General features: G+C 62.7%; 15 protein-coding genes. 6 read left to right on the forward strand and 9 right to left on the reverse strand.

The features are described from left to right. The first annotated feature begins 125 nt into the window (after positions 1-125). The 4 genes from LB536_RS04910 (at position 126) to LB536_RS04925 (ending at position 5,429) form a co-directional block, all read left to right on the forward strand. A complete protein-coding gene (locus tag LB536_RS04910; protein ID WP_224590363.1) occupies positions 126-2,642 on the forward strand; it encodes a caspase family protein in 2,517 nt (838 codons plus the stop codon). 29 nt (positions 2,643-2,671) lie between these two features. Continuing rightward, a complete protein-coding gene (locus LB536_RS04915) occupies positions 2,672-2,932 on the forward strand; it encodes a hypothetical protein (protein WP_224590305.1) in 261 nt (86 codons plus the stop codon). 153 nt (positions 2,933-3,085) lie between these two features. Next, a complete protein-coding gene (locus LB536_RS04920) occupies positions 3,086-4,183 on the forward strand; it encodes an OmpA family protein (RefSeq protein WP_140763711.1) in 1,098 nt (365 codons plus the stop codon). Between the two features lie 7 nt (positions 4,184-4,190). Next, positions 4,191-5,429 carry a caspase domain-containing protein gene (locus tag LB536_RS04925; protein WP_224590306.1) on the forward strand — a complete coding sequence of 413 codons (1,239 nt, stop codon included), beginning with the start codon at positions 4,191-4,193 and terminating at the stop codon, positions 5,427-5,429. Positions 5,430-5,482: 53 nt separating this feature from the next. On the opposite strand, the gene LB536_RS04930 is transcribed toward LB536_RS04925, so the two are convergent. Next, positions 5,483-6,019 carry a DUF6931 family protein gene (locus LB536_RS04930; protein WP_224590307.1) on the reverse strand — a complete coding sequence of 179 codons (537 nt, stop codon included), beginning with the start codon at positions 6,017-6,019 and terminating at the stop codon, positions 5,483-5,485. Between the two features lie 211 nt (positions 6,020-6,230). Between LB536_RS04930 and LB536_RS04935 the strand changes: the two genes are divergently transcribed. Continuing rightward, a complete protein-coding gene (locus tag LB536_RS04935) occupies positions 6,231-6,734 on the forward strand; it encodes an OmpA family protein (RefSeq protein ID WP_140763785.1) in 504 nt (167 codons plus the stop codon). Positions 6,735-6,817: 83 nt separating this feature from the next. Here the strand turns inward: LB536_RS04935 and LB536_RS04940 are convergent, their stop codons facing one another. From LB536_RS04940 to tagH, 8 genes are all read right to left on the reverse strand, one after another. Then, positions 6,818-8,050, reverse strand: a complete 1,233-nt coding sequence (locus tag LB536_RS04940; protein WP_224590308.1) for a caspase domain-containing protein — start codon at positions 8,048-8,050, stop codon at positions 6,818-6,820. A gap of 228 nt (positions 8,051-8,278) precedes the next feature. Further along, complete coding sequence (locus LB536_RS04945) at positions 8,279-10,705, reverse strand: M23 family metallopeptidase (protein ID WP_224590309.1); 2,427 nt, start codon at positions 10,703-10,705, stop codon at positions 8,279-8,281. Then, positions 10,702-11,202 (reverse strand): DUF1036 domain-containing protein, encoded by a 501-nt coding sequence (locus LB536_RS04950; RefSeq protein ID WP_181178779.1) that lies wholly within the window; start codon positions 11,200-11,202, stop codon positions 10,702-10,704. Before LB536_RS04950 ends, LB536_RS04945 begins: the two co-directional genes overlap by 4 nt. A 12-nt stretch (positions 11,203-11,214) precedes the next feature. Next, positions 11,215-13,860, reverse strand: a complete 2,646-nt coding sequence (locus tag LB536_RS04955; protein ID WP_224590311.1) for a serine/threonine-protein kinase — start codon at positions 13,858-13,860, stop codon at positions 11,215-11,217. Continuing rightward, positions 13,857-14,636, reverse strand: coding sequence for a PP2C family protein-serine/threonine phosphatase (locus LB536_RS04960; protein ID WP_224590312.1), 780 nt, complete (start codon positions 14,634-14,636; stop codon positions 13,857-13,859). Before LB536_RS04960 ends, LB536_RS04955 begins: the two co-directional genes overlap by 4 nt. A 135-nt stretch (positions 14,637-14,771) precedes the next feature. After that, on the reverse strand, positions 14,772-18,299 hold the full coding sequence (gene tssM / locus LB536_RS04965) for a type VI secretion system membrane subunit TssM (RefSeq protein ID WP_224590364.1): 3,528 nt from the start codon (positions 18,297-18,299) through the stop codon (positions 14,772-14,774). Positions 18,300-18,319: 20 nt separating this feature from the next. Beyond that, positions 18,320-19,807, reverse strand: coding sequence for a type VI secretion system protein TssL, long form (gene tssL, locus LB536_RS04970; RefSeq protein ID WP_224590313.1), 1,488 nt, complete (start codon positions 19,805-19,807; stop codon positions 18,320-18,322). A 292-nt stretch (positions 19,808-20,099) separates the two neighbouring features. Beyond that, a complete protein-coding gene (tagH, locus tag LB536_RS04975; protein ID WP_224590314.1) occupies positions 20,100-21,164 on the reverse strand; it encodes a type VI secretion system-associated FHA domain protein TagH in 1,065 nt (354 codons plus the stop codon). A 248-nt stretch (positions 21,165-21,412) separates the two neighbouring features. Between tagH and tssI the strand changes: the two genes are divergently transcribed. Further along, positions 21,413-23,740 carry a type VI secretion system tip protein TssI/VgrG gene (gene tssI, locus LB536_RS04980; RefSeq protein ID WP_224590315.1) on the forward strand — a complete coding sequence of 776 codons (2,328 nt, stop codon included), beginning with the start codon at positions 21,413-21,415 and terminating at the stop codon, positions 23,738-23,740. Positions 23,741-23,747: the final 7 nt, after the last annotated feature.

Here is a 23,747-nt window from a genome sequence, read left to right on the forward strand (position 1 = left end):
TGCCGTTTCGGCAGATTGGAAGTCTTTAACAGATCAGGTTGTCGCAAGCTGTGTCTTGTGCCCTCCAGGTCATGAGCAGTTAAGGATGCGCCATGCTGCGATGTTTTGCGTTCATTGCGGCCCTGATGCTCGCGTGCTTCACGGCATTCCAAGCTTGTGCCGATCGAAGGGTTGCCCTTGTCATAGGCAATTCCGAATACCGCGAGATTCCGGCTCTCAAGAATCCGGACAAGGATGCCGCGGACGTGTCGAACACCTTCCGGCTAGCCGGATTCGACGTGTTCGTCGCCAAGGACCTCACCAAGATCGAATTCGAAAAGCAGTTCCGCAACTACCTCGCGGCGGCGGACGGCGCCGATCTGGCGATCGTGTACTATTCCGGCCATGGCTTTCAGATCGGCGGTGAAAATTTCCTCATCCCGGTCGATGCATCGCTCACGAACGCGGCCGACATTGAGGTCCAGGCCGTCAAGCTCGACGATGTGCTGCAGCAGTTGAGAGCGAAATCGAAGATCCAGGTGATCATCCTCGACGCCTGCCGCAATAATCCGTTTCCGCGCAAAGACTATTGGTTGCGAGACCAACTGATCACTGCCGGCGACACCGGCCTTGCGCAGGTGAAAAGTTCGCTGAACACGCTTATTGCCTTTGCCACCGAGCCCGGTGCCGTCGCCTATGACGGAAGTGGCGATCTCAGTCCTTTTTCCTCCGCCTTCTCGCGTCGCGCACTGGCGCCGAACCAGGAGATACGCTCGGTCATGGCGGCCGTTCGACGGGATGTGGTCGAGGCCACGGCCGGTAAGCAGGTGCCTTGGGAAAACTCCTCGCTTATCGACGAGGTCGTCCTCATGCGTCGCGCCAGCCGGCCCGCACTGCCGCCCGTGTTGGAAAAGGTCGTGCCATCCGGCGTCGGCCCTGTCGCGCTCGACCTGCCGGAGCCGCTGGATGTCGATGGCGGCCCGGTCACCGTCAGCATCGAGAGACCGCCGGCGCTCGGGCGTCTGATTTTGGACGGCAAGCCGGTTGCGGCGGGTGAGCCGATCGCTGGCAAGGATCTCCCGCGATTGCAGATGGACGTCCCTAAGGGCGCCGGCATCCAGGAACTAGTCGACATGATGGCCTATGCCACACGCGACAATTGGGGTGGCGAATCCCAAGGCATCCTGGTCTTCCGGGTCAAGAATGGAGAGGGCGCCGAGGGCAAGCAGCTTGTGGCCTCGCTCGAGTCCGAGCAGAAGCAGGAAGTGGTGGAACGCGGCATTCACATTACCGGCGCCGCCGAAGCGATCGAAAACCGTGACGTCCAGGTTCCCGTCGGCGTCGGCCCGGTTCCGTTGAAGCTGGATTTCCCGACCAAGGATCCCGCGGTCAGCCTGAAACTTGCGAGCTATCCGGCAACGGGAACGTTGTCCCTGCCGGATCGGGCCTTGTCGCCTGGCTCGAGCGTGATGGCCGATGAGGTCGATCAGTTGCGTTACGAACCACAGATCGGCGCCGTCAAGCCACTCATAGTCGGCTTCGAAATCCGGGCTGACAACACCTCGCCAAAGCCGGCGACGATGAAGCTGTCGCCCAGCGTCGACCCATGCGACAGGGAGGCCGGGGAACCTCTTGACCTGCAGGGCGTCGTCCCCGGTCTGTTGCCGAATGAGATCAGCGGCAACGCCGTGGACGTCTGCAGGGCGGCGGTGAAAGCCTATCCGGGCGTCGCTCGCTTCCACTATCAACTCGGTCGCGCACTGCTTGCGGTCGGCAAGGTTGATGACGCGAAGAAGGCGATCCAGGAGGCTGCCGACAGGGGGCATGTCCGCGCAGTGTTCGAGCTTGGCTATATCGCTTCATCCGGCATCGGGGCAGCCGTGGATCCGAGCAAGGCGAACGGTTTCTATGCGAAAGCGTCCGACAAAGGCGACCCCTATGGAATGACTGCCTGGGGCCGCGCCTTGTTCAACGGTCTCGGCGTTAAGCGTGATACGGGCAGGGGCCTGGACCTGCTGCTCAAGGCGGCGGCCATGGGCCACACCTATGCTATGAACGACCTCGCCGCGATCTTCACCGAAGGTCGCAATGGCGTGCCTGCCGACCCGGCTCGGGCCGTTGCCTTCCTCAAGGCGGGCGTCGAGCGCCAGGACATGTATTCCATGAACATTCTCGGACGCAACTATCTCAGTGGGCGCGGCGTAGAGAAGGACACAAAGCAGGCGCAGGCCCTTTTCCAGAAGGCGATGGATCTCGGCCAGCCCTATGCGCCCGGCAGTCTCGCGCGCATGTACCGGGACGGTGACGGCGTGGAGCAGAATCTTGCTGAAGCGCAGAAGCTGTTCGAACTGGCGACCGATCGCGGCGACTATTCGGCCGCCTATGATCGCGCGGCTATCGAGATGCAGAAAGGAGGCAAATCCGATCAGGTCGTCGCCGTCCGTTATCTGGCTTTCGCTGCAGGGCTCGATCTTCGCAACGAGTTGCCGAGCGCCCGGACCACGCTGGCGCAGTTTGGCGCTAAACCGAAGACGGCTGCCCTCAAGCAGCTACGCTCGGAACTCAAATCGAAAGTCCCCGCGGGCGGCTCGGTTGACGATCAATTGGTCAAGACGGCGAGAGCCGTCTGGGAGCAAGCCAATCCGCGTCGCGATCTGTTCTGATCAACAAGGAGGCAATGGTGGGCAGGGCATTGAAGCAGGCGGTCATCGCGGCAATCTTATCTCTTGCGGTCGTTGGGTGCACGACCGTGACGCCTAGGATCGAGCCGGCGCCGGCAACGAAACACCGCACCAAACAGGTTCGCGTGACGACGGCGCCGAATGTGGTCAAACAGAAGAAGGTGACTGCCAAGAAACTGGTCAAACCGGTCAACGATGGGCCCAAGCCTGTTATTATACAGCCATTGGGCGGCGGCGGCGGGGCCGGCGGCGGTGGCGGCGGCGGGTGGTGATAGCGGCGCAACCTCGACACACGTTCTTCCGAAGCGAGATGACTCGTCTCGCTTCTCCGCAACTTGCTAGAACCGCTCGCCAATCGAAGGCAAGTGCTCTATGCTCCCGCCACGTGCCGTATCGAGATCGGGTTGTCCTGGCGGGGGCGTTCCATGTTCGAAGTCGTTGCATTCTCGCAAGCGAAAGCCGTGACGCGGCCTATTGGCCTGATCATTGCAGCAATATTGGGATTGATGGTCCTTGGACCGCCAATGGCGAGTGCCGCGCCGAACTGGACGCTCGATCCTGACGCCTCGGTGCTCACCTATCAGTCGGTCAAGAAGAACACGATCGTCGAGACCAACAAGATCAGGAATATCACCGGCACGCTGAGTTCCGCCGGTAACGCCAGGATCAGCTTCGATCTCAATTCCGTCGACACGGGCGTCGACCTGCGCAATGTGCGCATGCGGTTCCTGTTCTTCGAAACATTCAAATATCCGACGGCCGAGCTGACGGCGAAGGTGGACCCGGCCGCCTTTGCCGACTTGCCGGCCAAACGCCGGATCAAGGCAACATTACCGTTCCGGCTGAGCCTGCACGGCGTCGACAAGGATCTGGAGGCGAGCGTCGTGGTAACCATGATCAGCGACACTCAGGTTTCCGTCGCGTCGGAGGCTCCCGTCGCGGTGCATGTCGAGGATTTCGGCCTGCTGCCGAACGTAGACAAGCTACAGCAGGCCGCCAATGTGACGAACATCGTGCCCACCGCCTCGGTGTCCTTCGACTTCGTCTTTGTCGCCGACGGCAGCAAGCCGGCCGCGGTGCAGACAGTCGCCGCCGGCACCACCGATGTCGGTCCCGTGGCTACCGACGCCGCTAAGGCCAATTTCAGCGACGAGGAGTGCCTCAACCGGTTTGCCGTGCTGTCGCGCACCGGCGCCATCTACTTTCGCTCGGCCAGCGCCCGGCTCGATGCCAAGAGCCGTCCGCTGCTCACCGAAGTTGAAGGGGTCGTCGGCAAATGCCCGACCCTGAAGGTGGAGGTGTCCGGCTACACCGACTCGGACGGCTCGCCCGAAGCAAACAAGGCGCTCTCCGAACGGCGAGCGCAGGCGGTTGCCGATGCGTTGGTCGCCGGTGGCGTGCCGCGTCAGCAGATCAGTGCCGCCGGCCATGGCGAGGAGAGCCCGGTTGCCGCCAACGACACGCCAAAGAACAAGGCGCTCAACCGGCGCATCGAATTCTCCGCCACGAAGCTCGCGAACTGAGGTCGGGGTGGGCTCCCGTGCAATCGCATTTTGCACCGTCTTGCTTCGCGGCTCCGGCCTTGTCGCGCTTGTCCTGCTTTTGACTTTGACGGCCGCCAGTGCCGAGCGCCGCGTCGCGCTGGTGCTCGGCAACTCGCAATATCAGCACGCCGCGCCGCTGGCCAATCCCGCGCGCGATGCCCAGGCGATGGCCGAGCGCCTGAAGAACCTTGGTTTCGAGGTGGTCTCTGGCTTCGATCTCACCAAGCAGCAGACCCAGACCACGGTCGCCCGGTTCGCCAAGCAGGTGCGCGGCGCCGATGTGGCGCTTTTCTTCTATGCCGGCCATGGCCTGCAGGTTTCAGGCAAGAACTATTTGCTTCCGGTGGATGCCGCACTCGAGGACGAGACCTCGCTCGACTTTGAGGCCGTGTCGGTCGATTTCATTTTGCGCCAGATGTCTCGCGAGACAAGCATACGGCTGGTGTTTCTGGACGCGTGCCGGGACAATCCTCTGGCCGATGTGCTGGCAAAGACCGCCGGCATCAAGGGTGCAAGCAGTGGCCTTGCGGAAATTCCGATCGAGAATGGCGGCGCTGGAACGCTCGTCGCCTTTGCCGCCAGTCCCAACCAGCTCGCCTATGACGGGTCTGGCGACCACTCGCCCTTCACGACGGCATTGCTCCAGCACATTGGGGAATCCAATGTCTCCATCACCGAAGCGATGAACAGGGTGACCAGTGACGTCTTCAACGCGACCGCCGGCAAGCAACGCCCCTGGATCAACGTCTCTTTGACCACCGAGGTTGTCCTGCACAAGGTCGATCTCAACGCGCCGCTGATCGTCGGCGAGGCGAGCACCCGGCAAGCTGAAGCCGGCTCTGACGCACGCAACACCGGCGCTTCGCCAAGCCAGAATGCCGATCAGCTTGCGCTTGATACCCTGCGCGCGAAAATCCCGAAGCTGGCTACCGACGGCCCTATCCTTTTCGATCGTCCCATCAAGTTCGGCGACCCGGCGATCGACGGCAAGAGCATCGCCCAACTGATCAAGAGCGAACCGCTTTTCAGTCCGGTGGAAGGCCTCGACAAATCGGTCTGGGAAGGCAAGCACTGCGAGACCTGCCATCAGTGGAATGAGGCCCGGCTTTGCGAGCAGGCGAAGAATTTCGCCGCCAACGACGTCTCGGTCCTGCGCCTGCAGCATCCGCTCGGTACCCGCTTCAAGGTCGCGCTGGCCAGGTGGGCGCAAGGCGGCTGCCAATAATGCCGGACTGATGTCGGCGATGACGGGCGGCGCGTAGGGATCGGCGAATGCCGTTACGCCTCCATCTCCGCCATCTGAATGCCCATTTCGACAAAGGCCGAAAGCACGGCAAACCGGTCCGCCAGCGAGGCCCGGGCCAGCGCGGCCAGAATTCCGGCATTGACGGCATGGGCGGCAGGAAATCCGGTCGACACCATGTTGAGGGTCGGGTCGCGCCACACCGCTGCCAGAGCGATCCAGGCGGCCGGCGTCGCTGGCGGCAGGTCCAGGGAATTGCTCAAGACCGCTTGATGGTCGGGATTGTCAGGTTCGCCGACGCGGTCGTGGACAAGCGCCAGCAATTCGAGATCCCGGTCCGCGAGGAGCTCGGCGAGAGTGCTCAGGCATTCATGTCCCCACCAGACGGCGGCTCGCTCGGGCAGGAGGTAGGCACAGAACGTGATTGCTTCTTCCGGCACGCGCCCGGCAAGCAGGGCTCGGCAAAAATCAAGCGGCGGCTGGCCGGTGGCCAGCGATTTCATGTCCCTGGCGATGGCGGGACAAGCAAGAAACAGATCCCGTGCCGTTCTGTATCCGAGTTCATTGGCCATGGCTGCCATACCCCGAGAGCCACCAGAACAGCACTCAAGCCTGTGGCCGAGCGCCGGTCAAGCGTCAGTCTTCAGCAGGTGGTGGACGCGAGCAGAATGCGTTTGTTCACAGACAATCGCTTCCCGATTTGATATGATGCCGCCAGCGAAATCCACTTACACAGGAGTGACGGTCATGCGATGGGGCAGTTCAGCCTTGGCATTGGCGGCCATGCTTCTTGGGACGCACGTCTGCGCCGATCCGCTTCAGAAGTCGGAAGACATCGTCAAGTTCTTCGCCGGCCAGCCCGGCAATCTGGGTGCCGCGCGCGGCATCTGCGTTGGCACGGAGGAAGAGTGCAAGAGCAAGGCCGAGAAGACTGGCTCAGCCCAACAAAAGGCTGGTCTCGACATGATGATCAATTTCGCCCTTGATTCCGCGCAACTCGACCAGATCGCGCGCACCGAACTCGATGAGTTCGCCAAGGCACTGAAGGACAATCGGCTGAGCACATTCAGCTTTGTCGTTGAAGGTCATACCGATGCAACCGGCCCGGATCGCTACAACCAAGACCTGTCGCAGCGGCGGGCCAAGTCGGTGGCCGCGTTCCTCGAAGCGAACGGCGTTGAATCGGCGCGGCTCGAAGCGATCGGCCTCGGCAAGTCGCACCCGCGTGTCGCCAATCCCTACGATCCGGTCAACCGACGCGTGGAAATGCGCATCAGGACCGAGTAGGCGGTCGCCGCCAGGCCGATCCTTAACAGCGACACTGGCAAGGGATCTTGTCCAAACGCCGGGTCCACCTTGATGCCTTCTGATCAATGTTTGAGCGCGCTGCCGATCACAACACCGCTGCCGAAAATGAGCGCCTTGGCCAGGAAGTCATTATTCTCTCTCGGTGGCGGCTCGTCGCGCGCAATGGTCTCGCTGCTGAGCCTGCGCTGGACAACCTTCTGTTGCTTGTGTGGCACCGGCTTCAGGGTGCGGGTCTTCTGCACGACCTGTTTCTTCGGCGGCGCCGCAGTCTGCTTGCCCGCCTTCAACTGGTCGATGTCGAGCCTTGCCACCCTGGCGAAGAGGCCGCTCGGGAACTGGTCGAGATACGCCTCGTAATAGGGAATGGCGTTGTTTTTCGAGGCCTCATCCCAAAGGCGTTGCTCGACCTCCCAGGACGGCGGATCGCTGGCCACCGGCTCAGGGGCGGGCGAGGCCGGCGTCTTGGCTGCATCGCCGATTGGCGCCGCCGCGGCTTGTGCCGCTGGCTTGCCAAGGAAAACCTCGCGCCCCAGTGATGCGTTGTGCCATGGGCGCTGCCGACCTTGCGTGGCTTCAGTCACGTCGCCGCGCACGCGCGTCAGCGCGCTCTGGATCTCGACCCCGGGTTCGGTCAGGTGCTTGGCCAAGGCCAGCGAGTAGGGGCTGTCGACGCCGTTGCCGTCGAAAGCGACAGCACCGGGATCGGTCGCATAAGCAATCAAGACACCGCCGGTGCCGACGCCGTCTGCCTTTGCGTCCACCGGCGCGAGGCCGGCACCGAGCGAGCGGCTCTTGGGCAGCGCCGTGGCCAGCGTGCGAGCCAGCGGATTGTCGCGGCAGGCATCGAGGATGATGATGCCGGCGGCGGGATCGGCAGGCAGCGCCGCCATCAACTCGTCGATCTGAACTGTGCGGGTCTTGAGATAGGCGGGTGAGGTAAGGTCGGCATCGACCGGTATGAGATAGTTCTTGCCGTCGACCTGCATGCCGTGGCCGGCGTAGAAGATGACCGCGAGGTCCGCGTTGTAGGATTCTTCGGTGAATTTGCTGATCAGGCCATGCATGCCGGCATTGTCCTGGTCGACGCCTTCGATCACTTCGAAGCCGGCGTTGCGCAGCGTCGACGCAATCAGGTGGGCATCGTTCGCCGGGTTAGGCAAGGCAACGGCGTTGACATATTTGCTGTTGCCGATGACCAGCGCGACACGCTTGCTCTCGGCTGTTGCGGCCTGGACGCCGAAGGCGGCAAGGATGGAAAGGACAAGTCCGCTCAAAAGGATGGCAAACAGTTTCATGGATCAGCCCTCCGCCCCATGGGGCGCTATTGATGCCTGTGCATGCCCAGTTCGTCAGCGACAAAGTCGCTTTTGCCAAAAATGGCTCTCAGGCTTATGTGACCCCGACCACGGTTTAGGTTCACAGGGTGCGCCCTGAGCCTCTGAAAATATTTGCCAATATGCCAGCCGCAGGCGTCAAAACCGATCGACCGGGCGATCTGTGCGCAGTTAGAGCCAAGACAGTTACTAGCCTGGCTCAAGCGTACCTTGGATTGAATTGAGCAGCCCCGCTATTGCCTGCTTGTATTTTTCGAACTCCGGCGATGTCTGCCGGAGTTCGGTCGTGGTTGTCGTCGGCTGGCTCGCATCAGTCACCACGCGCGGCACTTTCTGTCCCATCTTCCGCTCGGCCCAGTCAATGACATAGCCAGCGGTCTTGCCGATGAGGAAAGGATTGGCCTCGATCACCGCTGAACCCAGAACGGCGCTCAATTGCGACGAACCCGGCGCCGCCAGCACCTGGTGCGCCCCTTCCATGCCGAGGAAATGGCAAAGATACAGGCGCCCGGCGGTGATCTGGTGGCCGCGGGCGCGCAGATAGGCCTCCCCTTCGCGCGCCAGGTCGCGCACCATTTCGCGCGACAGCGTCGCGTCATAGCGAAGCGCGAGCAGGTCGGCGGTCGAAAGCGATCGGGCAAGGTCGGGACGATAGGTGTTCATCATCCGGATCCAGGTCTTGGTGATGAACTGGCCGGCGCCCGTTGCCGACGAGTTGGGGTTCTTGGCGCGGGCGCTGCCGCCGCTTTCGACGTGGACGATCCGGTCGGTCAGCGTCTCGACCGCGGAATCGCCGGGCCCGCCCGAACTGACGGAAACGGCGGTGGCGACTGCGGTGACTGTCCCCAGCGGGTCGATCGCCTCGCCGTTCTCGTAGAGCTCGAAATGCAGATGCGGGCCGGTCGAAAGTCCCGTAGTGCCGATATAGCCGATGACGTCGCCAGCCTTCACCTTGGTGCCGACGCCGCTGGCGATGGCGAATTTTTGCATATGCGCGTAGCGCGTCTCGCGGCCGTTGGCATGCGTGATCTTCACCAGATTGCCATAGCTGCCGCCATCGCCCTGGAAGGAAATCTCGCCGTCGAAAGCGGCCATGACAGGCGTCCCGACCGGAGCCGCCCAGTCGACACCTTTGTGGATCCGAACCGTGCCGAGGATCGGATGCTTGCGTGGGCCGAAGGTCGACGTCATCACGCCGCTCACCGGCGTAACCATGCCGTTAGTGACGGTCAGCGAACGAACCTGATCATCGCCGGTCACGCAGGCATACTGGCCATCGCTTTGCTGGAAGACGAAGCAGTCGAGGTTCTTGTCCTTACCCTGGACGCCGACATAAAGCACCCGTCCGGAGATCTCGCCCTGGTCGCGCGGCCTCTGCGAATAGATCATCACCAGACGCTGGTCCTCGCTGGCGAAAGCGTCGAGATCCTGTCCCCTCGACAGATACATGATCGCTTCGCCGATCACGCTGGTCGGCACCTTGTTGCGTGCCGCGGTCGAGTAGATTGCGTCGAGCAGGCGGTACTGCCGCTTGGGCCCGCCCTGGTCCGAGGCACCGGAATAGTTGAAGAGGTCCTCGCTCACCCAGGGGTCGACCCCTGAAACGAAGGCGCCCGCTGCGTTGCGCGTCAGCGTACCGACATAGACCTTCCTTGCGTAGACCGAGACCTGCATCAGCGTCAGCGTCGTCGTCTCGCGGTTCGGCCGGAAGCCTCGCATGGCGACTACAAAACCGGCCTCGAGTCCATCGCGCTTGAACAGCGCTTTCAGCGCCTCGCCCGCAAGCCTGGCGTCCTCCTCGGAGAAATGCGCGTCGAGCGCCACGCTTTCCAGGCTACGGTCGTTGAGGATTTTCACGAAAGTGTCCTCTGTCGCCGCGAAGCGCTGATATTCGCTGGTGACGGTCGCGACTGTGGTGTTGTTCTCGACAGCGGTTCTCTTGAAGGCGGGGAGCGCTGCCTCTCGCTGGTCGATGGTCTCGCCCCAGCCGGCCTCGGGGGAGTCTGCGTCGGCTTTGGGCGCCGAACCGGCGGGGATATCGCCCGCGTCCGGCGGCGCCTGCAGGTCGTTCGCCAGATCGCCCGGTTGGTCGTTGGGCGAAGGTGCGGGCGAGGTCGGTTGCTGATCGTCTGGGCCAGTTGAAGGCTTCGGAGCAGTCTGCCGCTGCGCCTTGAAGAAGGCAAAATCCTTCTGCGTCGACGGGATCGTCGTCATGAACTTCTCGCTGGCGCTCAGCATCACGTCGGACAGAATCTCGATCTGCGGCGAGGCCCCGGAACTATCGAGTTCGGCCGGGCGCGCAACCGTGTGGCCCTTTGCGGCGGTGTCCGCATCGGGCGCCAGCGTGATCCACATCGGGTCACCGGCAAGGTCGATGATGGCCGGCACATAGACCGAGGCGTCGGGCGGCACGTCTTCCATACCTTCGACGGGATGCAGTTCCTCATCCTCGTCGCCGAACGACCAGTTGTCCTTGGTAAGATAGAAGCCGGTGGCGATCGCGATGACGGTGAGCGTTGCAACGCCAGCAAGAACGCGGCGCCAGAGTTTGCGTCTGCGCTCGGCCAAGCGCGCCAGCTTCTTCTGTTTGAAGCTCGTGTCGATGCTGTGCGTCACGGGCTGTTTCCGGTCAGGAAATAGGTCCAGCGCACCTGCTCCAGCGTATCGACCTCGACGAAACGCGCCGCGATGTGACCGCGCTGCCAGCAATCCTCGATGCCACGGATGGAGAAGCGGCGCCGATCAACGCACATCTCGGTCGATCCGTTGAGGATCGCGTGGCCGAACACGTCGGTCGCGTAGAGGTAGATGTAGCGGTTGGCCAGTTCCTCGCGGATAATGTTCACGCACTGGTTGGCGCCGATGGTCCACCAGCCATCGGTCTGATCGGCATTGTCAACCTTCTGTCCGACGGCGAGGTTGACGACGTCGAGCGTCTGGTTGCAGACAGTGAATTCGGCATGCGCCCTGCTCGTCGAGAGGACAACGAGCAGCGCCGCGCCGAACAGCGCGGAAAATGCCAGGCGGTGGGAGAAGTCCGGCAATAATCGAAACCAGCTACGCTTTGTGCGTGACGAGGGCTGGCAAAATGAATGCGAGGGGCGAAGGTCCATCGGCGTTCATATCTATCCGCCGAGCCGGAAATATTTGGCGGTGGCGGAAAACCCCGAGCCGTCGGAGCCGATCTCCTCGAGGATCTTTGGCAAAAGCTCGGAGACCGGTGTCGGTCTCGAGAACATCGCGGCCTGGATGTCCTTCGGTCCGGTGATCACCAGCATGATCTGCGGCAGGGCCTTGCCGGCCGCCTTGTCGGCGGCGCCTAGACCGATGGGGATGTTGAAAGTCGCCTTGTCGGCTTGCGCCACGATGCGATCGTCGAGGTTGAAGGCGATGCCCTTGTGGTCGATCAGCATGACGTTGGAAACCAGCCCGCCATGCGTTACCAGCGTGCCGCTGATCGGCGCGCCATCCGGCACCGATGTCCGGTCGAGAACGAGCTGCGGACTTTCCGCACGGTTCCGGTCGATGAAGCGCAGGAAGTTTGTCACTTCACACTGGGGTTGCTCGATGAGACGGACGCTGATGTCCGGCTCGACATGGAACCTCGACCGAAAATCATTGAGCATCCGCTCGAACGGCTGCACGGCCCTTGCGAAGCCCTCGATGGCGGGGGCGCTGGCATTGTCCGGTGTCAGCGACGCGTAGAAGCAGTCGCCGCCGCTGAAGTCGCGCACCCATGAGGCGCGTTGCGCCGTCTCGTCGACCGCCTTCGCCGGCGGAACCGCCGGCTTGGGCACATTGATCGCGACTTCTGTATTTTCGGGCTGCGTGGTTACCGGCAACTGCGGTTGTTGGGACGGCTGCGCCGCCTGCGTTGGCTCTGATGGCGCGGTTGGTTGCGGCTGGCTGGCGGTCGGGGTCGGCGCCGGCTGTTCAGCCGGCGGGCTGGTCGGCTGCGCCGGCACGGGGCTCTGCGCAATCGGAGGCGAGGAGGCGTTCGGCTTGGCCAATTTGGACAGCGTGTCGACGAGGTCGGTTGCGCTTGGTTTTGTCGCCGGCGGGGTTGCCTCCTGTGCCGGCTTGCCCTCTGCCACCACCTGGGTTGGCTCGAACGCCTTCGGCGGCGCGCTGGCTGGTTTTGACGAGTTCGCACTCTCCTCAGCCTTTGGCACCGGCACTGCCGTTGGCGGGTTCGCGGCCGGCGTCTGGGCAGGCTTGATCTCGCCCGAGGGCACTTGCGCTCGATTGTTGTTGGCCGTCAATTCGGACTGGGCGGCCGGCGCCTGCTCGGCGGGCTGCCGTGATTCTGTCGCCGGCGGCACCTCGGGCTTGGGGGTCGGTACGGGGATTTCGGTGGGCTTGGCCGGCTCCGGCGTCTGCTCGCCCGCCGCCTCCGCCTGGTTCTCAGCCGGTATTGGGGTCTTCACCTGTACATCCGGCAGGGCAGGTGGCTTCACCGTTTCGACGGTGGCAGCGCTGTCAGGTTTTGACGGCTCCGGCCGAGGCTGCACCGGTGATTGTGGCTGAGGTTTCGATGCTTCCGCTCGCGGTGTTTGGGCCACCGGCTTCGGTATCAGGGGCTTGAGTTCCTTTTCGGCCGGCGATGGCGCCAGCATGCCACTGAAGTAAACGCCGCCCCCCAACAGGACCGCCAGCGTCACAAGGCCGCCAGCGATGGCCGGCATCCGCGACGATTTTCGCGGCCCAGCCGGCGTGGTGGCGCTGGCCGGCGCGGGCGTCGGCGCGGACCCTGGTTGCGACAGATGCGCCGGCCGCACGTGTTCAACGAAGCGCTGTTCGCCCGGAGACGCCGAAGGCTGGAGCCTGGACTTGGGCAGTGTCGTCCAGCCGGCGCGCGGCAAGCCCGAGCGTTCACGCGAACCATACGATACCGGCGGCAACGTCACGTCGACATCCTCGCCACGCGTTTCCCTGGCGATCTCGGCCATGCTGGCCGGCCGATCGCGCGGATCCGGCTGCAGCATCGCGGCAATGAGCTCTTGGAAATCGGGATCTATGTCAGACAGGTCCGGCACGGTCCGGCGTTTCTCGATCACCTCGTATTGCGAGCCGCCCATATCGAGCGGCTTTCCGCGCAATGCCGCGGCGAGCACCAGGCCGAGGCTATAGATATCGGACTGCTCGCTGACCTCACCGCCATAGAGGCCGAGCTGTTCGGGCGAAACGTAATTGTATTTGCCGGCGAACTTCCCGCCGATCAGCGTTTCACCGCCTGCGGCCGCCGACCGAGCGATGCCGAAATCGATGATCTTGGCGCGTTCCACCCGCCCGCCAGGCAGGATGATGTTGTCCGGCGAGAGATCGCGGTGAACCGCGCCCGCCTGGTGCACTGCGGCGAGCCCCGACGTCAGGCGATGGCAAAGCCGCCGCACTTCTTCCCCCGGCATCGGTCCGTGACGCATCACGTCGAACAGGGACTGGCCGTCCACGAACTCCATCGCGAGATAAGGGCGGCCGATCCTCGGATCGATGGTGAAGACGTGATAGCGCACCACCGCGTCATGCGACAGATGGTTGAGGATCGACGCTTCCTTGCGGAACAGCGACAGGATCGTCTGATCGCGGGCGAATTCGGGCAGTACGATCTTGATCGCCACATGGTCGCCGGTCTGGATGTTGTGGCCGCGGTAGACTTCTCCCATGCCGCCGGATGCGATCCTCTCGTCGAGTTCATAAATGCCGCTGAGCTGGGTCCCGACGCCAGCATAGGTGGCATCCGTCGATATCCGGGTCTTGTCGTCGTCGCTCATCTCGCCAGGCTCTCCGCTTCGGACCGATCCGAATGGAGCGCACCGTTGCGCCCGCCGCCGATCTTCACGAGTACGATGGTCACATTGTCGGTTCCGCCGCGCGCCAGCACCGTCTCCAGCAGGCTTCGGCACGCCGCCTGGGGCGTTGCGGATATCACCGCGGCTTCGATCTCGGCGTCGCTGACATGTGCCGTCAGTCCGTCGGTGCTCAGGACGAAAACATCCCCCGGCATCAGCTCGCCCTGCTGGAAATCGATCTCGAGTTCATCGCTGACGCCGACGGCATGGGTGATGACATGGCGGCGCGGCCAGGTAAGAGCTTCCTCCGCGCTGATCATGCCGCGGTCCAGCAACTCCTGGACCTCGGTGTGATCCTTCGAGACCTGAAAGATCGCGCCGTTGCGGACCAGATAGATGCGGCTGTCGCCGGCCCACAGGCCAGCGAACCGTCCGTCCATGGCAAGCAAAGCCGCGAAGGTCGAGCCGATGGTGATGCCGCGGGATCGCGAGATGTTACGGATCTCGGAATTGGCGCGGCTCAGCCGGTCTTCGAAGCGCGCACGAAGGTCTGGTGCCGAGCTCGCAATGCCGATCGTCGCCAGATGATCGACGATGCTGGCCGACGCGACCTCGCCGGCCTCGTGCCCGCCCATGCCATCGGCCACCACCCACAGGCCGGTCTGCGGCTCTATCAGGTAGTTGTCCTCATTGTGGTCGCGCACGCAGCCCTTATGGCTCACGCCGAAGCTTTCGATGGGAAGGGCGACAGAGCTCAATTTGCCACCAAGCGCTTCGCGAGCGTCCTCTGTGACCAAGCATGGGCAGGGTGCCCAGGCCACTTTGCCACAAGCGCATACGTTAGAGTACCGAAATGAACGCTGCGGCCGTCGGTGCGCTGGAACACAGCCATGTCAGAACGCCTTCGGACAGCTGAAGCCGGACAGGGCCGGCAGCAGGAAGGGGTTAGGCCCCGGTCCGGTCTGTATCGTGTAAGCGACGTCTCGTCCGCCGATCACGAAACGGGCTTCGGTGTTGGCGCCATTGCCGGTGATGGTCGCCTTGTCCAACAGACGCCTCAAGGCCCACGGTCCTTCGAATTTGAGAGCGGAGTCGCGGCCTGGCATTTCCGGCATCAGGCTGAGGCTGGCGGAACCAGAGGCAGTGCTGTTTGGCCAGGTCACTGTGCTTGGCGCGCTCCCCGCCTGGCTACTTTGGACGGTCTGGCCGTCGATGTTGAGAACCGCGTTGTTAGCGTCGCTATTCAGCGAAAAAGGCGTGAAGGTAATCGAAACCGACGGCACCGAGCCGCCGGAAGGGAAGAAGGCGCTGCGGATTTCGGCGGCCGTCTGAAATGATTTCAAGGTCGACTTCGCCAGGTCGCGGCGGACATCCTGCCTCCAGGTCCATTCCTGGCCGGTCATGTCGATCAGCGGCGCAAGGTTCTGCGCGAAGAAGCGGTCCATCAGCCCGCCCGGCGCGAAGAGTTTGGCGAAATCCGCTATCGAGATCTCTTCGGTGCCGTCACTGGCGAAGGGATAGCGACCGTTGACCGCCTCCTCGCAGGCTCGCGTGACCGTCTGGTCGAGGTTCTGGTTGAGGTTGGCCACCGAGGCTTCGGCGACATTGCCTTCAAACTCGTCCGCTGCCGCGTTGACCATGCGCGCCAGCGGCTTCGGAAGGCGGGAGGCATTGGCGCGCAGCGTGGAGATCTGCAACTGCAGGTTGGCGTTGACGCGTTCGGTCTGTGAAGGGACATCGGCCGAAAGCTTGAGGCTTTGAAAGATGTCGCGGAAATTCCGCGTCAACGCATCGAGCGGCCGCCGTCCACTGACGCCGCTCACCAGGGCCTGGAACGATCGAAACTGTGCCTCGACGCCCGCGCCGGCATTCTGCGCGACAGCCGAATCCAGTCCGGCTCGGCTCTGCGACTTGCCGCCGGCGATCTGCAGGCCGATGCGTGCCAGACCTTTGGCCATGCTGGGTGGGTCCTCTTGCGCTGCGCTGCTCTCGCCCTCGGCCGTGGTGTTCTGCTTCGTCAATGCAGTCTCATCGGCGATCGCCGTGAACAACTGATCGAGAGGCGAGTCCGACGCGGCGAGGGCGGAAAGCGCGAGATATTGCGGCTTGTCCTTGAGCAACGCCTTGAACTTCAGCTGGTCGAGCACGCGGTTCCATGCGGAGGAGAATTCCTCGCCGTAGCGGTCGATCAATTCGGGACCGAGCTTGGGCAGGTCCTGGTCGATGCCGCCCTGTTCGCCGCCTCCGCCGAGCACCCACTCGTCGTTGACGAGCATTTGCGCGATGCGCGACAGCTGCGGCAGGAAGAAGCGGTTGAAGCCGGCGCGCGTGTAAAGTCCAGGAACGTTGAGATCGGCGAGATCGCTGCCATCCATGCGTTCGAACAGCAGCTGCGCCTCGGGGCCGGCTTTCGCTGCAACGGAGAGGTCTTCCAGCCTTGCGGCGTAGACCGCCGACTTGATCAGCGCCGAAGCGCGGTCGGCAAGGCTCATGCGCCCAAGCGAGCGTTGCGCGGCTTCGATCAGTGGCTGGTTGAGTTCGAAGACGGGATCGTAGGCGTCGTCGAGCGCGAGCATGGCGCGCAGATGCTTTTCGAGCTGCGCGCGGCCCTCGCGGTTGCTTTCGCCGGGATAGCGGTTCTCTTCCCAATCCTGCCTCATCCAGGAAACGATCAACTCGTCATCGACCTTCGGGGCCTTGCCGCCCAGCATCAGGTAGATCTTCAGGGGCTCGTAGAGCGCGATCGGATCGGCCATCTTGGCCTGGATGGTGCGCTCGGCCTGCACCAAGAGCCGCGAGCGGAATGTCCGCTCGAGCGCTTGCCGATAGGCAGTTCTGGAGGCAGACAGCAGCCTCTCGTGCTGGCTAAGCCCGAACGTCTCCTCGATCGACTTTGCCTGGTCGCCGTTCTCGAAGCCGGCGGGCAGGTTGCGCAGCTGGTCAAGCGGGCCGATGACGTTTTCCAGGTCGACGTCGGTCACCGTCGTGCTCTTGAGCAGCGAATCGGCGCTGTCGCGATACTGTGCCATGGCCTGCCTGGTGGAGGTGATCAGCGACTTGTTGGCGAAGAAGCTGAGGCCAAAGGCGCCGAGCGCCGCCAAGGCCGCCAGCGCAATCGCGGCGAGGCCGACAAGTCTCGCGAGCCTGGTGCGCCGTTCGGCCGTTCGGTCGAAGGATACCCAGCCCGATTCCGGGAAGATCACCTTGGTCAGGAGATCGTGCAGGAAGAAGCTCTTGCCTGTGCCGGAAAGATGCGCCTGCGAGGTGGTGCCGAAGCTGCGGCCGATTGCGCCCAGCACCTGATCGAACGGTGTTCCTTCCTGGGTACCAGAGGAGAAATAGAGGCCCCGAAGGCTGACATTCACCCGCAATCGAGAGGCATCGAACAAACTGCCGATGAAATGCGTTATCCGGTTCCTGAGGGCACCGAACTGCGCCGGGAAGCCGAAGATGGCGATGCGCGCTACCGGGTCGGCCTCTTCCTGCAAGCGATCGACAACTTCTTCCGCCAAGCGCTTCGCCAGACCGTCGAATTCGGCCGGCGCCTCGCCGGCCATGTTCCTTGTGCGATCGACGGTCTGGAACGTCGTGCCCCACACCTTGCGCCTGCGCGATCCGTCGAATTCACCGAAATACTCCATGAAGCCGGAGACGAGATCGGCCTTTGTGAAAAGCAGATAGACGGGAAACTGGATCTTCAGTGTCTCGTGCAATTCGCGCAGGCGGCTTCTTATCTCGGTGACATGTGCCTCGATATGCCGGTCGTCGAGGCCAATGAGATCGGCGAGGCTGATGGCGAGGATCACGCCGTTGATCGGTTGCTTGGCGCGGCTTTTCTTGAGCAATCCGAGGAAAGCAAGCCAGCTTGCCTTGTCGCGCTCGCGGTCCGATTCCTGCGTCGTATAGCGGCCGGCCGTGTCGATCAGCACCGCTTCATCCGTAAACCACCAGTCGCATGACCGCGTGCCACCAACGCCCGCCACCGGCTGGGCATTGCCGGAGCCCGCAAGTGGAAATTTCAGCCCGGAATTGACCAGCGCCGTCGTCTTGCCGGCGCCTGGCGGGCCGATGATGATGTACCAGGGAATATCATAAAGGAAGTTGCGCTTGCGGCTCGTCCGCTTCAGCGTCGCTATGGCTTCGCTCATGCGCGCTTCGAGCACCTGTGAGTCGTCGCTCCGCTGGTCGCTGCGCACGATAGCCGCTTCGAGTGCCTTTTGCGCCTTGCGCCTTTGCCAGAAGCCGATGCCGTAGAACAACGCCAGCCCCGCCACCGTCACCCCGATGATGAACGCCCTGAGCCACACGGATCCGAGCGGGCGGGTATCGGCGAAGCGGATCAGCGGTCCGGCATACCAGACCGCGGCCGAGAAGCCGACCAAGGCAAGCACGCTGAAGATCCGCAGCACCCAGCGGATCAGCCGCTCCTCGCCGCGCTCGCTCACAACGACTCCTCCTTCGGGATCATCACGTCGACGCGGCGGTTCTTGGCGCGGCCGTCCGCCGTCGCATTGTCGGCGATGGGCTCGTCTTCGCCCTTGCCGTCGACGCTCAGGCGCGATGGATCCTTCAATCGCTTGGCGATCATGGCCTGCACCGCTTTTGCACGCGCGACGGAAAGATCGAAATTCGACTTGAACGTGCTCGACTTCTTCGGCTTCACATTGTCGGTGTGGCCGACGATCTTGATGGGCCCGGGTTCGGCATCGAGCGCCGTGGCGATATCCGCCGCGATGGGCTGGAACTGCGCCGTCAACTCGGCCTGGCCGGATACGAACGAAAGCTGGTTGCTGATCGCGACAACGATGAAGTCGCCCTTCGTGCCGACGCTCAGTCCGCCGCCGGCGATCTCCTTGGCGAGTGCAGTGCGGATGCGGTCGATCTGCGTGGTGTTTGGAGGAGCGGGTGGCGGCGGGTTGGCTTGCACCGGTTCGGCGGGTGTCGCCACGCTGGCGCGTTCAATGGTGACCGGGGTGGAAGGATTGAGCGCCAGCAACGCGCCGGCGGTCGCGTCGCCTTCGTCGGTGATCAATACACGCAGCCCGAAAAAGGCGGCCGTCACGAGGGTCGCTGCGGCGGCTGCGATCGCCCAGAGCGGCAGCCGCCATCGTGGCTTGGGCATCGCCGCTGCCATGCCTCGCCACCGGGGCGAGAGGTCCTCGACGGCGCGCGGTCTGAAATAGCGCAGCGTGTCGTAGACGTCGCGCCGAACGCGCTCGAGTTTGTTCCGTTCGCCGGACAATCCCCGATACTGGCCCTCGAGCCCCAGCGACAGGCAGGCATGCATCAATTCGAGCAGGTCGTAATGCGCTTCAGGCTTGGCGAGGATGTTGTTCAGCGCTTCATAGAAGCCGGTGCCTGTCGGTCGTGTGTGGAAGAACTGCACCACCAGACTGTGCTGAAGCCAGGTTTCCTTGTTCGGCCAGGGCAGGTTGCCGACGAGATCGTCGGCGGTTTCGCAAAGCGCAAATTTCGCGATCCGTGCGTCTTCTTCCCCAATACCGGCTTTGGCAATGGTATGGTCGAAGGTCTCGATGGCATCTGCGATATGCTCCGCCAAGGCTGCGGCCTGCCGTTCGACCGGTATCAGCCGCAGCTGACCGAACAGCATGAGCAAGGGGGCTGCGGCGGCAAGGATAGGATTTGTCGCGGCATACCTCACGCCAGCAGTGGCGTCGAGCAAGGCGTCCTGCTGCAACGCCGGTGCCGCTGCGGGCTCAGCTCCGTGGCTGGCCCCCTGAAAGACCATGGTTCCGGACGACCAGCCGGGGGGCATTTGTCGGCCGAGGCCCGGGTCGAACACCGTCGATTCCCTGGCGGGTGATGGAGCAGCGGAACTATCGGGAGCCACGCGCGGCTTTTGCCTTGGCCGTGGCGCGCGGATGACGGTTTTGTCCGGCGGCTCGGAGGGATCGTCCTTCGAGCTCATCGGCGCACCACCGTCGAGGTGCTATGGGGATCTTCCAGGCGGGATGAGAGGCGCGTACCAGGCAGGGTATCAACAGCGAGCTGGATGGAAAGACTGATCTTGCCGAAACATGACATTCCTGCACACGCCCCAAGCCACGCCGCTTTGCCAGCAGGCAAGCACCCATGCGCTATCCTAATCGCACCGGAAGCCGATTGAAATCGGAAAGCAGGGTGATCAAGGAAGCGGCTTCTTCCACGGGGTCCCTCACACAGCCCGTAAGAGCCTTGCTGACGACATTTGCCGAGCGCGGCTATTTCTGCTTGCCAGCCTTCGCGTAGGCTTCGGCGAAATAGGCTAGGAAGACGTCCAGCATACCGTTTTCGTGCTTGTCCTCCATCGTCCGCCACGTTGCGACGAGCGCATCCCAGGCTTGGCTTTTCCTGGATGAAAAGGACGCAGGCGGGATTCTTTTGGCGATCGCCTCCGGCGACAGGTCGTCGAGCAGCCTCGAGAGCGCGGCCTGCATGGCGGCGTAGGTCGCGATTTCGTGGGTCTTCAGGTCACGGAACGCATCCTCGATGCTATGCCTGGCGTCGAGATAGCCGGCCCGGCGCTTGGCAAACATGATCTCGAGTATGTCGTCGGTGCCCGGCACGAATTTCAGTGGGTTGTTGTCATCGGCGCCGATCATCGTGCGGTGCGCGCTTTTGGCGAGCACCTTGGCCGCCGCGCGCGCCTTGAGCAGCAAGGACAGTTGCTCAACCGTGGTTCTCAACACAGCACCGATCTCGGCAGCGACGTCATTCGGGTCGCGCGACTGCAACAACTCCGGCGATAAGCCGGCCGCCCTGGCGATATCGCGCAGTATCTCGTCCGATTCCCCTGGCTGCCTGGCCGGGACAGCGGGGCTGGACTGCAGCACTGAAGACGTTGACACCGGCGTTGCCTCCGCCGGCTTGTGGAACAGTGCGCTGCCCAGTTCCAGCGGCGTTCCCGTCGAGAGCGGCAACTCGCGTTGCGTCGAACCGGTCCTGGCTTGGGGATGACCGGTGGCGACGCGCTCTTCGTCGACCGAAACGGCGACGACATAACGGCCGATCAGCAGCCGGTCGCCTTGGGCCAGCCGATGAGGCGCATTCATGCGCTGGCGGGAGCCGTTGACGAAAGTGCCGTTGCGCGAGACGTCATGAAGCCAGAACGAGCCCGCCTGATAGTGGACTTCGCAATGCCGGCCCGAGATGAACTTGTCGGGGTCGGAAAGTGTCCAGTCGCAATTTTCGCGCCCGATTTCGAAGCTGCGGTCGCGGGCGGCATAGCTCGTCGCGATGCCTGGCGGCAGTCTGTCAACATTGCTGATCTGGAGCGAAATGAACATTCGACGCCACTGGCAACCCTGAAATCCTAGACATTCTAGCATCTTGCCAGCGCAGTGGGACAGGTGCCCTTCACATGAATGCATGCCACGGTTTAGCCATTGCTTCTGTTTGGCCTCCATCAAACATATGCTAGGCTTGCAACGGTCCGATGCGGTGAATTCGAAAACTTCCCGAACGTGATGCAGTTTACGCATGCGGGGTCTTCAATCCATCACACTGGCGGCCGCGTCGAGGAGGGGCACGCCCCATGCCGAACGAACGTGCCACGGTTGTACACACGCCGGTTGGCGCCGATGTGCTGACCTTTACCCATCTTGTCGGCCGTGACGAGATCAGCCGAAGCTTTGCCTATATCGTGGGGTTCGTCAGCAAGAGCCGTGACGTCGATCCGCTGAAGATGCTGGGCGGGGTCGTTTCGGTCGAAGGTGAATCCGATCCAAAGCGCTGGTTCAGCGGCCTGGTGTCGGATTTCAAGCTAACTCGCATCGAGGACCGGCTGGCGTTCTACGAGGCAACTGTCAGGCCATGGCTCTGGTTCCTCGGCAACACCACCGACTGCCGTATTTTCCAGAACATGACAGCGGTTGAGATCATTGAAAAGATATTCTCGAAATACGGCATCGCCAAATTCGAGAAGCGGCTGCAGGGGTCTTATCCCTCGCGCGAATATTGCGTGCAGTACGATGAGAGCGATCTCGATTTCGTGCAGCGGCTGCTCGAGCACGAAGGCATCTTCTATTTCTTCGAGCACGACGAGGGCAAGCACACGCTGGTGCTGTGCGATGCGATGAGCAAGCTGAAGCCTGTGCCCGGCTACGAGAAGGTGCTCTATAATTTCGAAGGCCACGGCTCGCGGCGCGACGTTGAATACATTACCGAATGGATCCCAGGCAGCGCGGTGCGACCAGGCGCCTATGCCCATACCGACTATGATTTCGAGAAGCCTGGCGCCGATCTGATGGCGAAATCGGCCCAACCCTTCAGCCACAAGGAAGCCTCGGGCGAAAACTATCGCCAGCCCGGCGCGCATCTCGATGTTGGGCGGGGCGATAAGATTGCGGGTATCCGGCGCGAGGAACTCCAGGCGGTGCACCAGCACAGCACGGCGGTGGGCACCGTGCGCGGCCTTTTTTCAGGCTGCAAGTTCACGCTGGAAAGTTTTCCTCGCGACGACCAGAACCAGGACTATCTGGTGGTCAGCGCCGAATACCGGCTGTTCGATCCGGGCTACCGGACCCAGAACGAAGCACACAGCGAGAACTTCAAGGTAGTGCTGGGCGTAGCACCCACAAAATTGGCCTATCGGCCACCGCGAATCACGCCGCGACCGATCATGCGCGGCCCTCAAACGGCAACGGTGGTCGGCCCTTCGGGTGAGGAAATCTTCACCGACAAATACGCGCGTGTGAAGGTGCAATTCCATTGGGACCGCCTCGGCAAGAAGGACCAGAACTCGTCCTGCTTCGTGCGCGTGTCTCAGACCTGGGCCGGCAGCGGCTGGGGCTTCATCCAGATCCCGCGCATCGGCCAGGAGGTCATCGTCGACTTCATCGAAGGCGACCCGGACCTGCCGATCATCACCGGCCGCGTCTACAATGCCGCTGAGATGCCACCCTACGGACTGCCGGCCAACGCGACGCAATCAGGTTGGAAGTCGAACTCCTCGAAAGGCGGCGGCGGCTACAACGAGCTGATGTTCGAGGACAAGGCCGGCTCCGAGCTGGTCAATTTCCAGGCGCAGAAGGACCACCATCTGCTGATCAAGCACGACCGCAACAAGACGGTCCAGCACGACCAATCCGACCGCATCGACCACGACGCCAAGCATTCCGTCGGTCACAACCTCGACGAGGACGTCGGCAACAACAAGACGGTCAAGGTGGGTGTCAATCAAACGACCAATATCGGCAGCAACGACACGGAGACGGTGGGCGCCAACCGCTCGCTGACGGTCGGCGCCAATGAGACCATTCATGTCGGTGCCAATTCGTCGGAAACAATCGGCTCCAACCATTCGCAGACGGTCGGGCTGGTACAGACGGTGACAGTGGGCGCGGCGCGCATCGACACCGTGGGCGCCACCGAGACGCGCAGCGTCGGCGCGGCGCAGACGAACACCATTGGGGCCTCACGTTCGGTTACGGTGGGGGCGGGGCAGAGCCACGATATTGGCGCTTCCGACAGCTGGAATGTCGGTGCCAGCCAAAGCGTGCAGATAGGTGCGGACCAGAGCTTTGCGATCGCCGGGAGCCAGACTTCTCAAATAGGAAAGGACCGCAACTCCAAAATCGCCGACAACGACGTGACCGAGATTGGCGCGGCGCACGAACTCAAGATCGCAAAAGGCAGCATGATTCGGGTTGGCGAGGACTCGACCGTCAATGTAGGAAAGACGTTTTTGCTCGAGGCGGGTGACTCGATCGCTTTCAAATGCGGGTCCGCAACAATCACCATGAAGAAGGACGGGACCATCACGATCGAAGGCAAGGATATCTCGATCAAGGGATCCGGTAAGATCAACGTGAAGGCATCGAGCGACATCACGATGAAGGGTTCCGAAATAAAGCAGAACTGAGGGCGAT

The organism is Mesorhizobium sp. ES1-3 (genome assembly GCF_020164795.1).
Lineage (GTDB): Bacteria > Pseudomonadota > Alphaproteobacteria > Rhizobiales > Rhizobiaceae > Mesorhizobium.

Bases quoted from the DNA above. Each gene is read 5' to 3' on its own strand.
- tagH (WP_224590314.1), bottom strand. From the start codon at position 21,164: ATGTTCATTTCGCTCCAGATCAGCAATGTTGACAGACTGCCGCCAGGC.
- LB536_RS04910 (WP_224590363.1), top strand. From the start codon at position 126: ATGCTCGCGTGCTTCACGGCATTCCAAGCTTGTGCCGATCGAAGGGTT.
- LB536_RS04920 (WP_140763711.1), top strand. From the start codon at position 3,086: ATGTTCGAAGTCGTTGCATTCTCGCAAGCGAAAGCCGTGACGCGGCCT.
- LB536_RS04955 (WP_224590311.1), bottom strand. From the start codon at position 13,860: ATGAGCGACGACGACAAGACCCGGATATCGACGGATGCCACCTATGCT.
- LB536_RS04940 (WP_224590308.1), bottom strand. From the start codon at position 8,050: ATGAAACTGTTTGCCATCCTTTTGAGCGGACTTGTCCTTTCCATCCTT.
- LB536_RS04930 (WP_224590307.1), bottom strand. From the start codon at position 6,019: ATGGCCAATGAACTCGGATACAGAACGGCACGGGATCTGTTTCTTGCT.
- tssL (WP_224590313.1), bottom strand. From the start codon at position 19,807: ATGAGCTCGAAGGACGATCCCTCCGAGCCGCCGGACAAAACCGTCATC.
- LB536_RS04950 (WP_181178779.1), bottom strand. From the start codon at position 11,202: ATGGACCTTCGCCCCTCGCATTCATTTTGCCAGCCCTCGTCACGCACA.
- tssI (WP_224590315.1), top strand. From the start codon at position 21,413: ATGCCGAACGAACGTGCCACGGTTGTACACACGCCGGTTGGCGCCGAT.
- LB536_RS04935 (WP_140763785.1), top strand. From the start codon at position 6,231: ATGCTTCTTGGGACGCACGTCTGCGCCGATCCGCTTCAGAAGTCGGAA.